Source organism: Candidatus Tisiphia endosymbiont of Nedyus quadrimaculatus, from assembly GCF_964059235.1.
Taxonomy (GTDB): domain Bacteria; phylum Pseudomonadota; class Alphaproteobacteria; order Rickettsiales; family Rickettsiaceae; genus Tisiphia.
This window is the reverse complement of the sequence record NZ_OZ060452.1, coordinates 1030159-1045632: the sequence shown is the minus strand read 5'-3', so window position 1 is coordinate 1045632 and position 15474 is coordinate 1030159. Positions and strand designations below refer to the sequence as shown.

Genomic DNA, 15474 nt, shown 5'->3' with positions numbered 1-15474 from the left:
AAAAAGTTACTATTTATTATGGTTATTAATATAATTTTCGTGATGTTATATGATATTACTTGATTACTGGCTATAAACCTGTCTTAATTTACTGCAGACGTCTTGTATCGCTAAATTATGAAAGAGGAAGTTTTGGAAAAAAATTAAGCAAGGAGCATAAGTGGATCAAAATATGTATAATTCCTTGCTTAATTTTGACAACAAGATTGCCTTACAATGATGAAGTTATGCAAGAGCCTATTTCTACATACTATAAGTTGTAGTACTGGAGTACCAGTAGTACAAACGCTGTCATTCTCAGCAACGGCGGGAATCTGATCTAATAGCCTTTGCAGGCTATTTTTTGGATTCCCGCCATAGCTCGGATGACAGCTCTGTGTGTAGTAACACAACTAAAGTTTAGCCAGCAGGTTTAGATAATATAAAATCTAACTGCTACTAATTAAATAATAAAACAATAAGTAGAGGATATTATGTTTAAAGTGTTTCATAAGAAATCTAGTCCAGATAAGAGTTCTACTAGTGTAGGTAATAGCGCTACTCTAGGTAGAAGTTCTAGCCTAAGGGGTGCTAGTAATGATACTAGTACTGATCCTATTTTAGATGCCAAATTAAAGATTAAATTTCAATCTTTCCAAGATGTGCTTGGAACTTTAAAAAAACATGGTGATATAGTACCCCTGAAAGAATATCAAGATTTATATGAAGATATACAAAAATCTGAACTTTCAGATACGAAAAAAAATCCGTTACTCTTTAAGATATGCGAGGATAAAGCTGTTATAGCTTGGCAAAAAGGAGAATTTTCAACACATGAAAAGTCCTTAAAAGACATGTTCAATATTGCTAAACCATCCGCTCTTATAGCATTAGAACGCTGGAATGTTGAGTATAAAAAAAATATAAATAAAAATGCAAAAAACTGTATAAAGAATATTGAAACACTATACAAAGAATCGCTAATTAAGATAAAAGAAGAAGTAAACTCATTACTTAATGACAAAAAATATGATGCAGCTGTTACAAAGCTAGACTATTTGACTAAACATAGCAATAATTTTCAGATATTTGCCATGCACGCTAAGATTTTTATAAAACAAGGTGATGACTTGGTAGCTAATGGAAAAACATCAGTGGCTAAAGAATATTACAAGAACGCTTATCAGTATTGTAAGTCAAAATTACCTAAAGACGGAGATGTACAATACTATGTTATTCATGATACCTTTAAAGAATTAGCAGACAAGTTTTCCGTAGTTGGTGATACAAAATTTGCTGCCGAAGCTGCTACCTATGCTTCAAAGTACAAACCGAATCCAGTTAAGATTCTTATAGAACAAGGTGATGACTTGGCAGATGCTGGAAACAAATTAGAGGCTAAAGAATGTTACGAGAAAGCTTATCAGGATTGTAAGTCAAAATTATCTAAAGACAAAGATGTACCATACGATGTTATTCATGATACCTTTAAAGTATTAGAAGACAAGTTGTCCATAGTTGGTGATACAAAACTTGCTGCCAAAGCCGCTAGCTATGCTTCAAAATACAAACCGAGTGCATCTGCAGCTCTATCTGTAGACCCTGTGGTAAGGCAAGCTGGAAAAGAACTTGAAAAACTTAAAGATAAATATGAAGAAGCTTCCAATAAGTATGAGAAGGCTTTAACTCGTGCTGAACAGCAGGAACAGATAAAGGAAATTAAAGCTAAATACGAAGCTCAATTAAAAGATGAATTAGAGAAAGTTAACACTGTATTCAATACTAAATTAGAGGCACTTAAAGCTTCATATACAAAAGATACTAAAGTGGAAGTGGATGAAGCCGGTGACTTTTCTCCTACTTCATCTCTACCACCACCGTATAGCACTGTCAATATAAGTAGTCATCCATATTTGAAACTTGTTACCCCCACAGCTCCCACAGCCCCTACAGCTCCGGTCGTTACTCCTCTTGCCGAAGAGGTTAAAAATGAGTTAACTAAGTTAGCTGACTTGATTCCGTCGCTTGAGTGGTATGATTCAAAGTATGACCCTGCTAAAGATAAGGCTAAAAAACTTTTGAATGAAGCCGTTGAAAAGAATCCTGATGTATATAAAGAGATAGAGAATCCTAAAATTTTGGTACTTCTTGCTGATGCTCTTTTGTCTTTAAATAAAATGGAGAAAGCAAGAATAGTTTGTGAAAAGGCTCTTGAACTTGATCCAAATATATGGGAAGCTACCAATGATCAGATAGTTTTGCTAAATTTAGCTGGGGTTCTTTTATCTTCAAATCAACCAAAAGCTGAACAAATTTATAGTAAAGCTATTAGTATACGTATTTATTTTAAAGATGAACGCGGTAATTATGAAATGGATAATCATAGGACTACTATAGTATCCAAGACTGTTGCTCAAAATGAATATAGTGCTGCAGAGAGGGAGTGCTTAGTTAAGGTCTGTTTATCTTCCAATAAAATATATCAGAAAGTACAAGCTCTAGATTGTTATACACATACAGATGTTAATAAAAGACAAGAGATTGCTGAGCAATTAAAACAGTTAGCTAAGCAAATGCCGCTTACAACATTCCCTAGTTATCAAGCATATACGTTATATTCAAAGGCTTTTTCTGTTCTAAAAGACAATCTAGAATTAAGTCAGGATATGAAAAAAACATACGAACATAATTGTCCTTATGTTGCTCTGCCTAAATATTCTAGTACTTTTTATTATCCCCCTACTGAAGAATCTACTGCATACCTCATCGGTGAGTGTGCTAATAGCAATTATTAAGGCTATTCATAAATAGTGAATAAAGCCCCATAAATTATTCCTCCTACTTCAAAGCCATTAACAGCTTTTGAGGTAGGAGGGATAGTTGCTCATGTGGTAATTTAACCTCATTCGATGTAAGACATCGTTTTAATAGCCTAGGGTGTATCCCGGTAAGAGTTTATGTCATTCCCGCGTAGGCAGGAATCTATAATATTTAATAGCCTTTGCAGGCTATTTTTTAGATTCCTGCTTTCGCAGGAATGACATCGTTTTTGATCCATGCAACAATGCCCCCTCCGCAAACGGCTAGTTTCGAGAGAAATCCAATGTTAAAAAAATACTAAAAAGATAAAATATTGAATAGGCAAATAGTTTTTTAGCTTGTTTATGATCTTTATCACTAAACAGAGAGACAGCATAGTATAAAAAAATTATACCCAGTATAAATGCAGTTACTAAATATACAAGATTACTTATTGCTAAAAAAAAGGGCGTAAATGAAGTAATAAACATAATTATACTATAGGCAAGAATTTGCTTCTTGGTATAATATTCTCCCTTTACCACCGGCATCATCGGGACACCACAATTTTTGTAGTCTTCTGAGCGAAAAATTGCTAATGCCCACGAGTGTGGCGGTGTCCAAGTTAGAATAATCATAAATAAAGAAAAGGAGAAAAGTGAAATCTCATTAGTTACTGTTGCCCAGCCAATCATAGGAGGCAATGCACCTGCAACCCCTCCAATAACTATATTTTGCATTGTTGAACGTTTTAGCCACATGGTATAAATGAAGATATAATACAATATGGTTATTAGTAATAATAAAGCAGATAGTAGATTAACACAAAGTCCCATCAGAAAAACTGAGAAGAACCCCACAACCACACCAAAAGCTAAAGCATCCTGTGGTTCTATAACCCCAATAACTAGAGGCCTGTTTTGTGTACGTTTCATTATCGCATCAATATCCCTATCATACCACATGTTAATAGCTGCACTACTACCAGCTCCAAGTGTAATACAGAGCATAGCGATGCAAGCTATAAATGGATGAATGGGGTATGGAGCAAGCCATAGACCAGAAAAGCTGGTAAATACAACAAGTGCCATAACTCTTGGCTTCATGAGTAGGATATAGTCCATAACTGAGCTATTAGAGCTTTTTTGAGTAGTATTCATCTCTAGTTTTGTAAGAGGTCTATTAATATAATTAGAGGAATTATTCATATATCTTTATCTTAAGAAAATTTATTATTTTTAGGGAATCCACTAGGAGGGATTTTACCAACCGAACCTCGTCGTCCAAGAAATGGTAAAAGATCTTTCTCTACCCTAGTCTTGTCTCCTATTTTCCAGCTTAGTCCTAAACTACTATCAAATATCTTGACATCCATAAGTTTAGCATTTTTGAACTTTTGTAAAATTACACCTTGTCCTCGTTTCATTATTGGTATTTCGTCTAGTTTAAATACTAATAATTTCCGGTTCTCACCTATACAAGCTATACAATCACCTTCTACAGGCACACAAGCAATACAGGAATGATTTGCAGGAATTTGCATAATTTGCTTACCGAGTTTAGTTTGTGCTACTACCTCATCTGAATCAATGATAAAGCCTTTGCTAATACTACTTGCCAATAAAAGTTTTTGGGTAGACCTATAAACCAACATGCTTACTATTTCTTCATTGCCTATATCTATTATCAGCTTTATAGATTCTCCATTGCCTTTGCCTCTAAATATATTATCGGCTAGGATAGTGAAAAAACGCCCCGCTGCACTCAATATAAGAATCTTGTCGGTAGTATAGCCTTCTAGAATAAAATTTTCTGCGTCTCCTTCCTTATATTTAACAGTTGATAAATCGTTATTATGACCTTTTAAAGAGCGAATCCACCCCATCTTGGAACATATTATGGTAAGAGGTTCTTTGGCTATAAAGGCTGAAATATCAACAATTTGAGCGACAATATTAGCCTCTTCAAAACTAGTTCGGCGTAACCCCAATTTAGTGCTAAAACCAAACTTTGTTTGCACCATTTTAACTTCTTTCTTAACTATCTTTTTTAATTCACTCGGATCTTGTAGAATTTTCTGTAAATTTGCATGCTCTTTTTCGAGTAGATTATGCTCGTTAATAATTTCTTGTTCTTCCAATTTTCTTAAAGATCGCAATCTTGTATTAAGAATTGCTTCAACTTGCACATCAGTTAAAGCAAACTTAGCTATCATTACTTGTTTAGCTTCATCTTCTTCACGAATAATTTTAATTATTTCATCCAAATTTAAGTAAGCTATCCTTAGACCCTTGAGAACTTCCAACCTATGTTCAATTTTGCCAATAAGAAATTGAGATCTGCGAGTAATAACATTTTGTCGGTGTAATAAAAACTCCTGCAATATTTCCAGTATATTAGCTACTTTAGGAATATTATTTGAACCTATAACATTCATATTAAGCTGAATTCTATTCTCTAAAACTGTAAGTTTGAATAATGATTCCATAATAACATTAGGATCACAATTACGATCCCTAGGTTCAATAATTAATCTTATATCTTCTGTAGATTCATCTCTAATATTGCTTATTAAAGGAATTTTTTTGTCTTTTAACAGTGCAGCTATTTGTTCGATAAGTTTAGATTTTTGTACTTGATAAGGTATTTCAGTAATTACTATCTGATATAAACCATAACTTAGGTCTTCCTTTGCCCATCTTGCTCTTACTCTAAAGCTACCACGCCCCACGCTATAGGCTTGGCGGATTGAATCTATTCTATCAATAATTATTCCACCGGTTGGAAAGTCAGGACCTTTGACAAATTGCAAAATATCGTTAACATTTGATTGAGGATGGTCAATTAAATATATTAGTGCATCACATAATTCATGTAAATTATGTGGTGGTATACTGGTTGCCATTCCAACTGCTATACCTTCTGAACCATTAGCCAGTAAATTAGGAAACATAGCGGGCATAACTACCGGTTCGGTATCGGAATCATCATATGTAGCACGAAAATCGACAGTATCTTGATCTATATCTGACATTAATAAGGTACAAATTTCTGTCATTCTTGATTCTGTATAACGCATAGCTGCTGCGTTATCTCCATCAATAGAACCAAAATTTCCTTGTCCATCAATTAGTGGGTATCTGAGAGAAAAATTTTGTGCAAGACGTACTAATGTATCATACAGTGCAACGTCACTATGTGGGTGATATTTACCCATTACATCACCGACAACTCTTGCACATTTCTTATGGGCGGAGGTCGGTTCTAACCTTAGTTGGAGCATGCCGTACAATAATCTGCGATGCACTGGTTTTAACCCATCACGAACGTCGGGCAAGGATCTTGACATAATTGTTGATAGAGCATAAGAGAGGTAACGCTCTGATAATGCATTACCAAAGTCTATATTTTCTATTTTAGCATCATCTATCATACAAAACTTTTTCTTATATTTATTACGTGTTTAGTATAATATCCTAAATATATGCTAGCACTAATAGCAAAATGGTATTAAATAATAAAAATTATACTTTTTCTTTTAATCGTTCTATTTCAACAATATATTTATCACCTTGCTGGTCTTCAACCCATAACTGTTGAAAGTTAAAAAACCGTCTATTAGCGAAGCACTATTGTAAGGCTTAAACCGTCATTGCGAGCGAACGTACGTGAGCGTGGCAATCCATGAAGCTTGTCATATAGATTGCTTCGTCGACCTAAGGTCTCCTCGCAATGACGCCGTGGAATTATACCTTACTCCTGTACAAGGCACAATACTTTAAACAATAGTCCCATTTTATTGGGAGCTATTAGCCTATCAACTTGTTTTGCTATTATATTTGCCTCTATAGTAGGTAATTTATTTTGCAATAGTTTACTTCGTAATAATATACCATTAGCAATTAGAAAATCACGTTGTGTTATTGATCCATAAACATTTATTCCTATATCTTTGCCTATTGTTTTTAAGGCATAGAAGTCAACATGTGCTGACAAGTCAGCTTCTCCTAAAGTTTCAAGCAGTGGGCAATATTTATGATTTTTTATCGCTTGTAAAGTAGGGTCATATTGGTTACGCATTCTTTTTATTGGATCTATATCATAACCGTAATCAATAACTAAGCTAGCCCCACCAAATTTCATTATATGCTTGCTAATAAATTTTATGATTTCTAATGATTTAGGTGATTCTTCTATTACTGCTCCGTCATATGCGTTTGAGTGTTCTTGCAGTAAGTAGTGTTGCAATTCTTTACCAAGCTCTATCTTATCGAACTTAATTTTACCATCAGTTGGGTCAATGATAAGTATTGACTCGTACCAAAGTTCTTTGCTTTTAATATATTGCTTAATTGGCATAGCGTCAAAGAATTCATTCGCTATTATAATAGAAGGAATTTTAGATATATATTGTATTGCTGTATGGTGTTTAATAGGTAAACCAGCTAATTTGAGGTTTGTTTTCTGTTTCTTGATAAAATGAGGATTAATTTCAATCAATTCTATTGAAAGGGATTGGTAGAATTCTGGAACTAATTTAGCAACATTGAGCAAATCCCGCATTAATACTCCTTGTCCAGGACCTAGTTCAACTAAATTAGTTTTTCGAGGGCATCCCATTTTATACCATTGGTCAATAGCCCATAGAGCTATCATTTCACCAAAAAGTTGAGAGATTTCTGGAGCTGTGGTAAAATCTCCTAGACAACCTAACTTATTTTGTTTTTGATAATAGGAAGAAGGGGATACAGACGTTACTTGGAACATCATTTCATCAAGCTTAATACTACCATTTTGTTCAATAAGTTTTCTTATCTTGGAGTCGATTGGCATCTAATTCGTATTATTAAATAAATTCCTAGTATTAGCATAGGTAATGATAAAATTTGCCCCATAGTTAAGTTATTAAAAATAAAGCCTATGTGGTAATCTGGCTCACGAAACATTTCTGTAATAATTCGAAATATAGAATAGAATATTAGAAATATAGCAAAATTCAAACCATGAATCTTTATGCTTTTATATTTAAAAGTGGTATAAGCTAAAATTAAGAATAATATAGCTCCTTCAGAAAAGGCCTCATAAAGTTGGCTGGGGTGTCTTATTTGTAGATCACTATTTGGAAAAACCATCCCCCATGGCATTTTAGTTGCTCTGCCATATAATTCACCATTAATAAAATTGGCTATTCTACCTAGAAATAAACCGATGGGAGAAACTGTGGCTAATATATCGCTTAAAAGTAAGGGGTTAATTTTATACTTGCGGCAGAAAAAATAACTAGACACGATTAAACCAATCATACCCCCATGAAATGACATACCGCCTTCATAGCTTTTTAAAATGAGAATAGGATCAGAAAAATATTTAATTGGATTATATAGTAACACATAGCCTAATCTACCACCTATTACGATGCCAAGAATAGCCCAAGTAACAAAATTTTCTAAAGTTGTCGCGGTAACACCAATGTCGAATTTTTTTATAATTTTATAAGCATAGAACCACCCAACTATTATACCCAAAACATAAGCCATGGAGTACCAATAAACGGTAAATGGTCCAATAGAAAAAATAACAGGATTGATATTTGGGAAGAGCATACGGTAATTAACTTCAATTCGATGTAAGACATCGGTTTTATAGCCTAGGGTGTCCCTGTCTCTCCTTTTATGTCACCCCTGCGTAGGCAGGGGTCTAAAAAAGTCTAATAGTTTTCTTGGCTATTTTTTTAGATCCCGCACCGAAGCAGGGATGACATAATGGTGAGTAGGGGTGACATAATGGCAGCAAGGGTGACATCACCCCTACTGGTGATGATTACTTGAGCCTACTATTAATTTATTACATCGATAGTTGAGGTTAATTATATACACCAACTTGATAGATTGCAAGTGTTGGAAAAAATATTAACTAAATCATCAAATTAATTAGACTAATAGTTGGCTAATTAATATCATACAATGAACAAATATCAAAAAGGTTTATATGACACAGTATTTATGGAATCTTTATCACAAATACGATAAAGAAACTTTAATGTTAATAATTATGATAGTTTCAATCATTCCACTGATTATCGTTATTAAGACAGTAATATTTTCAATGATAAAAAACTATATTAATAAACGGCATTATGATTATGAAAAAATATTTAAAAAATATTCTATATACACCTATTTATTACATACATTGCTAAGTTTATACCTTATATTTTGGGGCAATATCTTACAGGCATTTCCTACTCCACATTGGATAATTAGTATTAAGAATATTGTAATAACACTCTATACAGGTAGCTTCGTTACACTGCTAACCCTATCTCTTATAGAGGCTTTTGCCGATATTTATCGAAACAAAATGGCAACTTCTGTACAAGCCTATTTAAGTTTATACACACAAATATCAAAAATACTTATTGTCTCTGTTGCTATCATTATAATTATTTCTAGTATTTTGAATATTTCCCTTGCTGCATTTTTTACTAGTTTAGGAGCAGCAGCAGCGTTGTTAACCTTCCTATTTAAAGATACTGTTACAGGTTTGTTGGCAAGCTTACAACTTGTTTCTCAGGATATAATACGAATTGGTGATTTTGTTACTGTTCATCAGTATAATATTGAAGGTACTGTAGAAAAAATTACTATTACAGTAGTTAAGATTAAAAATGCCGATCAAACTATTTCAACAATACCGACATCTAGTCTTTTAACAACTAATGTAGTAAATTGGCGTGGCATAACTGAATCAGTGGCAAGAAAAATTCAGAGAGCAATCTGTATTGATATAAACAGTATTGTACTTGTCCCAACTGTATTTATACAGGAATTAAAAAAATCGCCATATCTTGCAAAGGAAGTAATGAATAAAGTGGATTTGGAATCTATAGATGGTGATATAACAAACATAAAAATATTTAGATTATATGTAAAAGAATATCTTAAAAATCACCCTGCAATATATAAACAAAATTTTACATTTTTGGTACGTCAGTTAGCTCCAACCCCTAATGGTTTACCAATAGAATTATACGTCTTTACTAATGAAACAAGAAGGGATATATATGAAGATATTCAAACCGATATTTTTGATCATTTGTTTGCAGTGATTCCTGAATTCAAATTAAAAGTATTTCAAAATAGTAATGTATAAACTTAAACTAAGATAACAATGACTTTAGAAGAGATCAAATTTAACTTGGCTTCTGCATATCAAATTCTTGCGATTTTGGCCTTAGATGACCATACTTATACACATCTATCTGCAAGACCTGAAGGGGCGGATTTTTACTATATTTATCCTTTTGGTTTAAGGTTTGAAGAAGTAACTAGTGATAATCTACTGCGGGTTGGTTTCGATGGAACAGTTCTAGAGGGTAGCGAAGATAGTTACAATGAAACCGGCTACGTCACTCACGGTAATATATACAAAAAAAGAGCAGACATTTTATCTGTCTTTCATCTACATACTCCAGCAACTGTTGCTGTATCATCCATGCGAGTTGGATTGATGCCCATAAGTCAATGGGCGTTGCATTTTTATGAAAAACTATCTTATCATGACTATAACTCTCTTCTACTTAAATCTAATCAAAGTAATAAAATGCTTGATGATCTTGGACAAAATTATGTTATGTTTCTACGTAATCATGGAATGTTAGCTTGTGGTAAAACAATCCATGAAGCCATGTTCTATACTTATCATCTAGAGCAAGCATGTAAGACCCAATGTTTAGCATGTTCAACAAATCAGGAGTTAATCTTGCCATCTCAAGAAATTTGTAAAAAATCCGTGCAAGATTTATTGTCATTTGAAGAAGATTTAGGCAAACGTGACTGGATTGCTTGGCTTAACTTACTGAACTCAATTCGATGTAAAACATCGGTTTAATAGCCTAGGGTGTCCTTGCACCTTCCGATGTCACCCCTGCGTAGGCAAGGGTCTAAAAAAATAGCATAGAAGGTATGTTATATAGTTTGAGATCCCAGCTTTCGCTGGGATGACATAATGGCGGTGACATCACCCCTGATGGCGATGATTACTTGAGCCTACTATTAATTTATTACATCGATACTTGGGGTTACTTAAGAGAGTTAGTTCTACAAAGCAGAAGAGTATATACAGTATTATACAGAGAATGAATTACCACACCCACACTTAGTTTTTGCATTGGGATTTCTAATTTCAAAATAGGAACTACCTAATTCTTCGATAAAATCTATTATACAATCAACCATAAACTGCTGAGATATTTCATCGATAACTACTTTAATATTATCTTTTTCTATAATATAGTCATCTTTTGTTATGTCATTGCTTGGAACGAGAGCGTAATTATAAACAAATCCAGAACAGCCTCCACCATCAACAACTACTCTAAGAACCAAACTTGGATTACTTTCTAATTTTATTAGCTCATCTACTCTTTTAAAAGCATTATCAGTAACTTTTATTGACATGATCTTATATTATAAAGACCTTTAAAATAATCCTAAAAACCTAATTTTGCAAGAGTTTCATTTAAAAACCTTGAAAAGCTTGGTAGGTGATTCTATACTGGCTTTGTTAAATAGGAGTTAATATATGCTTGCTTCATATGCAGTAGATCCAGCCAAGAGTAGGGGGAGATTGTTTAATGAATATCCTACATCTTATAGAAATGAATTTGAACGAGATCGGGATCGTATAATTCATTCAAAGGCTTTCAGACGTTTACAATATAAAACCCAGGTTTTTATTAATCATGAAGGGGATCATTATCGAAATCGCCTTACTCATTCGATTGAAGTTTCTACGGTTGCACGTTCTATTGCTAACACCCTTAATTTATCAAGTGATTTAGCTGAAACTGTAGCCCTTGCTCATGATCTTGGGCATACTCCTTTTGGTCATGCAGGGGAGATAGCACTAAATAAATGTATGGAAGATTATGGTGGATTTTCCCATAATGCTCACTCATTAAAGATTCTTACTAAAGTAGAGAAAAGATACGCGGCTTATAATGGATTAAATTTGACATGGGAAGTGCTAGAAGGAATTGTTAAACATAATGGTCCTTTAATAAATAACATACCTAAATATATAGTAGAGTATGATTTACAGCATGATCTTGACTTAGCTCACTATTCCTCAGCTGAAGCTCAGATTGCTTCATTAGCTGATGATATTAGTTATATTTCTCATGATTTGGAAGATAGTGTTGGTGCTAAGATTATTGATTTTAATCATCTAGCAGAAATTAAATTTATTGATCAATATGCTTTTGAAATTAAGTCCAAGTTTAAGGATATAACAACTTCTCGTCTTATTTATGAAATTGTACGTAAATTGATGAGTGATTTAATTACCGATCTATTGCTCCAAACAAATGATAACTTACAAAAACAGAAAATAACTACAACAGCTGATATACGACATCTTGATTATCAGATTGTTGATTTTACTGACGAGACAAAAGAACATATAACAGCAATTAGACAATTCTTGTATAATAAAGTATATAAACATAATAAACTGACCTCTATGACTTTAAAGTGTCAAAACATTATACAAGGGTTATTTAGGGTATATATGGATGATATTGATTTATTACCATTTAGTTGGAAAGAATTAATTATACCAGGGGATATAAAATCCAAAGCTGATATAGTAGCAGATTATATAGCTGGCATGACTGACCGCTTTGCTATTCAAGAATATCAAGATCTTTATTCCTTCAATTTTAATAATATTTGATTTATGAATATATTTAATAAATTACGTGAAGATATCATTAGTGCAGCTAGACAAATATGCGATAATGAAGATGTGTTACAATTGGCGGCTATAGAAATTCCTAAAGATAATCTCAATGGTGATCTTTCAAGTAATATAGCTATGATTATTGCTGCAAAACAAAATATTAAACCCAAGGAACTAGCTATTAGATTTAAGGAAATATTAACGCCTCTTCCGTATATTGCGTCTATAGAAGTTGCTGGTCCAGGATTTATTAACTTTACTATCAAAGCAGATATGTGGCATAACTCTATCAATGACATATTGCTGGATAAGGAGGATTTTTTTAAGATTAATTTTGGTAGTAATCAAAAGGTTAATATTGAATATGTATCTGCAAATCCAACTGGTCCTATGCATATTGGTCATGCTAGAGGTGCTGTTTATGGTGATGCTTTAGCCAAAGTTCTAGATAGTACTGGCTATATTGTGACCAAAGAATATTACCTTAATGATGCCGGCTCTCAAGTGGATGACTTAGCTAGTTCAGTTATTCTACGCTATAAACAAGCGTTAACAAAAGAAGAGATCGTAATACCAGAAGGCCTTTATCCTGGAGAATATTTGGTAGATGTTGGACAAAAGTTGGTGGAAAAATTTGGTGATAAATTATTAACAATGACTGATAGACAACGTCATGAACTTGTTAAGAATTTTGCAGTAGAAGAAATGTTAGTTATAATTAAACAGGATTTAAAGGAGCTAGATATTGAACACGAGGTATTCTTCTCGGAAAAGTCACTGCATAATAGTGGTAAGATTGATGAAGTTGTACAAATGCTTACTAAAATGGGACTAATATATGAGGGGCAGTTGCCCCCTCCTAAAGGAAAAATAGATGAATCTTGGGATTCAAGAACTCAGAAATTGTTTAAATCTACGGCTTTTGGTGATAATCAAGATAGACCAATAGAAAAATCTGACGGTAGTTGGTCATATTTTGCCTCTGATTTAGCTTACGCTAAGGATAAAATAGATCGTGGTTTTAATCATCTAGTTTATATTCTAGGTGCAGATCATTGTGGTTACGTAAAAAGAATTGAGGCAATAGTTAAAGCTCTTGGTGGAAAAAAAGTTAAAGTTGATGTTAAGATTTGCCAGTTAGTAAATTTTGTTGAAAACGGTATCGCTATAAAAATGTCAAAACGTAGCGGTAATTTTACTAGTGTACGAGATGTAACAAATGAGGTAGGTAAAGATATAATAAGATTTATAATGCTAACCCGTAAAAATGATATTACTCTTGACTTCGACCTAGTAAAAGTAAAAGAACAATCAAAAGATAATCCTGTATTTTACGTACAATATGCTCATGTTAGGACAATGTCTATACTGGAAAAAGCTAAAGAATCTATGCCAAAAGCATATAGTAAATTCCTAGAGAATGAGTATGACTTGTCGTTACTTTCCAGCGAAGAGGAAATAGAAATAATTAAACTTCTTGCTTCATGGTCAAAAGTTTTAGAGATTTCGGCGAAATATTTTGAACCCCACAGAGTAACTTTTTATCTGATTAATTTGGCTTCAAAATTCCATGCTTTATGGAATTTTGGCAAAGAAAATAATGATTATCGGTTTCTAATTGAAGATAATATAGAGTTAACCACTGCTCGGCTTGCTTTAGCAAAGTCTATTCAAAAGATTATAAAAGTTGGTTTTGGTGTTATAGGGGTAACGCCTATGAATAAAATGTAATGAAGTATTGTAATTTATAAGTTGATGACTAACCGCACTTTACTCTTACTAATTATTCTCTCAATAATTAGTGGTATTACATATTTAGTTTATACTAATTACAGCCAAAATAGTGGCCAAATAGTAACAATTTACCCTGATCCATCACCTACAAAAATTAAACCACAAGATAGTGGTGGGATAGTAATACCAAATGCGAATAATATAATTTATGAGAGTTTACAACAAAAAAAGACCAACAAACCTGTAATATTACAACCTGAACCGGAAAAGCCATTAAATATCGCTAAACAAAAACTAGCAGAAAGTGATGAAGAACTTGACTCGATAGACACGATTTTATTTAGTATAGTAGAAACTGATCAAGCTAAGTATGAAAAACACAAACTAAGTAAAGATGAAGAAGGAACGGAAACAATTTTGCCTAATATAATAAAAAATGACTTGGTGCAAAAAGAGAATTTAATAGAACAAAAATCTGTTCCAATAGTTCAACAATCTAATAATAAAGCTGGTTTAAATGTAATAAAAGTTACTGAATCACATCGCAAAATTGATGAAACACAGTTAAATAAGTCAAATCAAGGTGGTTATAAAATTCAATTAGCTTCGGTAAAGTCTGAATCAGAAGCTAATCAAGAAGGAGAAAGAATCAAAAAAAAATATGCAAAAATCCTTAATAATACGGTAGTAAATATTAAGAAGATACAATCTAGTACAGGAAGTTTTTTCTATTTAGTATTAGTAGGTAACTACCAAAGTATAAGCCAAGCTAAAGCGATCTGTAAGAAACTATCTGACAATCAGCAAGGTTGTATAATCACTAACCGTTGATGGATTCTTGGCACACTGACTTTAAAATTAGCAGGGTAATTTAAAAGCCACAATCATTAGTTGCTATAGATGCAAATTTAATCACTACCGATGTCATCCCTGCGAAGGCAGGGATCTATATTACTTAATAGTCTTTCAGGCTTATTTTTTTAGATTCCCGCCTACGCGGGAATGACATCGAGGTTATCACCATTACTATGCCTTAAACCTTTTCGTGTTAGCTATAACAATCATGGAATGGAAAATTTTCACCCCAACTATTTATGAATAGTGTTATACTCGATAATCAAGTTTTTATTTTATAGTGAAACACATTGAATTAGGTGGGTTTATGTGATATAAGCAACTAGTAAATTATTCGAAGCTATTTCTATGTTTTTTGTCACCTAA

The 15474-nt window shown here is 33.0% G+C and carries 11 protein-coding genes; 6 read left to right on the top strand and 5 right to left on the bottom strand.

Annotation, left to right across the window (positions count from 1 at the left end):
- Positions 1-473: 473 nt before the first annotated feature.
- Positions 474-2774 (top strand): tetratricopeptide repeat protein, encoded by a 2301-nt coding sequence (locus tag AB3211_RS04910; RefSeq protein WP_367363802.1) that lies wholly within the window; start codon positions 474-476, stop codon positions 2772-2774.
- Between the two features lie 288 nt (positions 2775-3062).
- Here the strand turns inward: AB3211_RS04910 and cyoE are convergent, their stop codons facing one another.
- From cyoE to lgt, 4 genes are all read right to left on the bottom strand, one after another.
- Positions 3063-3938 carry a heme o synthase gene (cyoE, locus tag AB3211_RS04905; RefSeq protein ID WP_367364821.1) on the bottom strand — a complete coding sequence of 292 codons (876 nt, stop codon included), beginning with the start codon at positions 3936-3938 and terminating at the stop codon, positions 3063-3065.
- A gap of 59 nt (positions 3939-3997) precedes the next feature.
- Positions 3998-6208: a DNA topoisomerase IV subunit A gene (gene parC / locus AB3211_RS04900; protein ID WP_367364820.1), complete on the bottom strand. Its 2211-nt coding sequence runs from the start codon at positions 6206-6208 to the stop codon at positions 3998-4000.
- A 323-nt stretch (positions 6209-6531) separates the two neighbouring features.
- A complete protein-coding gene (locus AB3211_RS04895) occupies positions 6532-7611 on the bottom strand; it encodes a class I SAM-dependent methyltransferase (RefSeq protein WP_367363801.1) in 1080 nt (359 codons plus the stop codon).
- Positions 7590-8381, bottom strand: coding sequence for a prolipoprotein diacylglyceryl transferase (lgt, locus tag AB3211_RS04890; RefSeq protein ID WP_367363800.1), 792 nt, complete (start codon positions 8379-8381; stop codon positions 7590-7592). The genes AB3211_RS04895 and lgt overlap by 22 nt, the downstream gene beginning before the upstream one ends.
- A gap of 385 nt (positions 8382-8766) precedes the next feature.
- On the opposite strand from lgt, the gene AB3211_RS04885 reads away from it, so the two are divergent.
- Together AB3211_RS04885 and AB3211_RS04880 are read left to right on the top strand one after the other, a co-directional pair.
- Positions 8767-9930, top strand: coding sequence for a mechanosensitive ion channel family protein (locus AB3211_RS04885; protein WP_367363799.1), 1164 nt, complete (start codon positions 8767-8769; stop codon positions 9928-9930).
- 18 nt (positions 9931-9948) lie between these two features.
- Entirely contained in the window at positions 9949-10668 is a 720-nt protein-coding gene (locus AB3211_RS04880) for a class II aldolase/adducin family protein (RefSeq protein WP_367363798.1), read from the top strand.
- Between the two features lie 236 nt (positions 10669-10904).
- On the opposite strand, the gene erpA is transcribed toward AB3211_RS04880, so the two are convergent.
- A complete protein-coding gene (gene erpA, locus AB3211_RS04875; protein ID WP_367363797.1) occupies positions 10905-11237 on the bottom strand; it encodes an iron-sulfur cluster insertion protein ErpA in 333 nt (110 codons plus the stop codon).
- A gap of 124 nt (positions 11238-11361) precedes the next feature.
- Here erpA and AB3211_RS04870 point away from each other — a divergent pair, with 124 nt between their 5' ends.
- From AB3211_RS04870 to AB3211_RS04860, 3 genes are read left to right on the top strand one after another with little or no spacing between them, the layout of a single operon-like run.
- A complete protein-coding gene (locus tag AB3211_RS04870; RefSeq protein WP_367363796.1) occupies positions 11362-12513 on the top strand; it encodes a deoxyguanosinetriphosphate triphosphohydrolase in 1152 nt (383 codons plus the stop codon).
- A gap of 3 nt (positions 12514-12516) precedes the next feature.
- Complete coding sequence (argS, locus tag AB3211_RS04865) at positions 12517-14250, top strand: arginine--tRNA ligase (protein ID WP_367363795.1); 1734 nt, start codon at positions 12517-12519, stop codon at positions 14248-14250.
- A gap of 24 nt (positions 14251-14274) precedes the next feature.
- On the top strand, positions 14275-15084 hold the full coding sequence (locus AB3211_RS04860) for an SPOR domain-containing protein (protein ID WP_367363794.1): 810 nt from the start codon (positions 14275-14277) through the stop codon (positions 15082-15084).
- Positions 15085-15474: the final 390 nt, after the last annotated feature.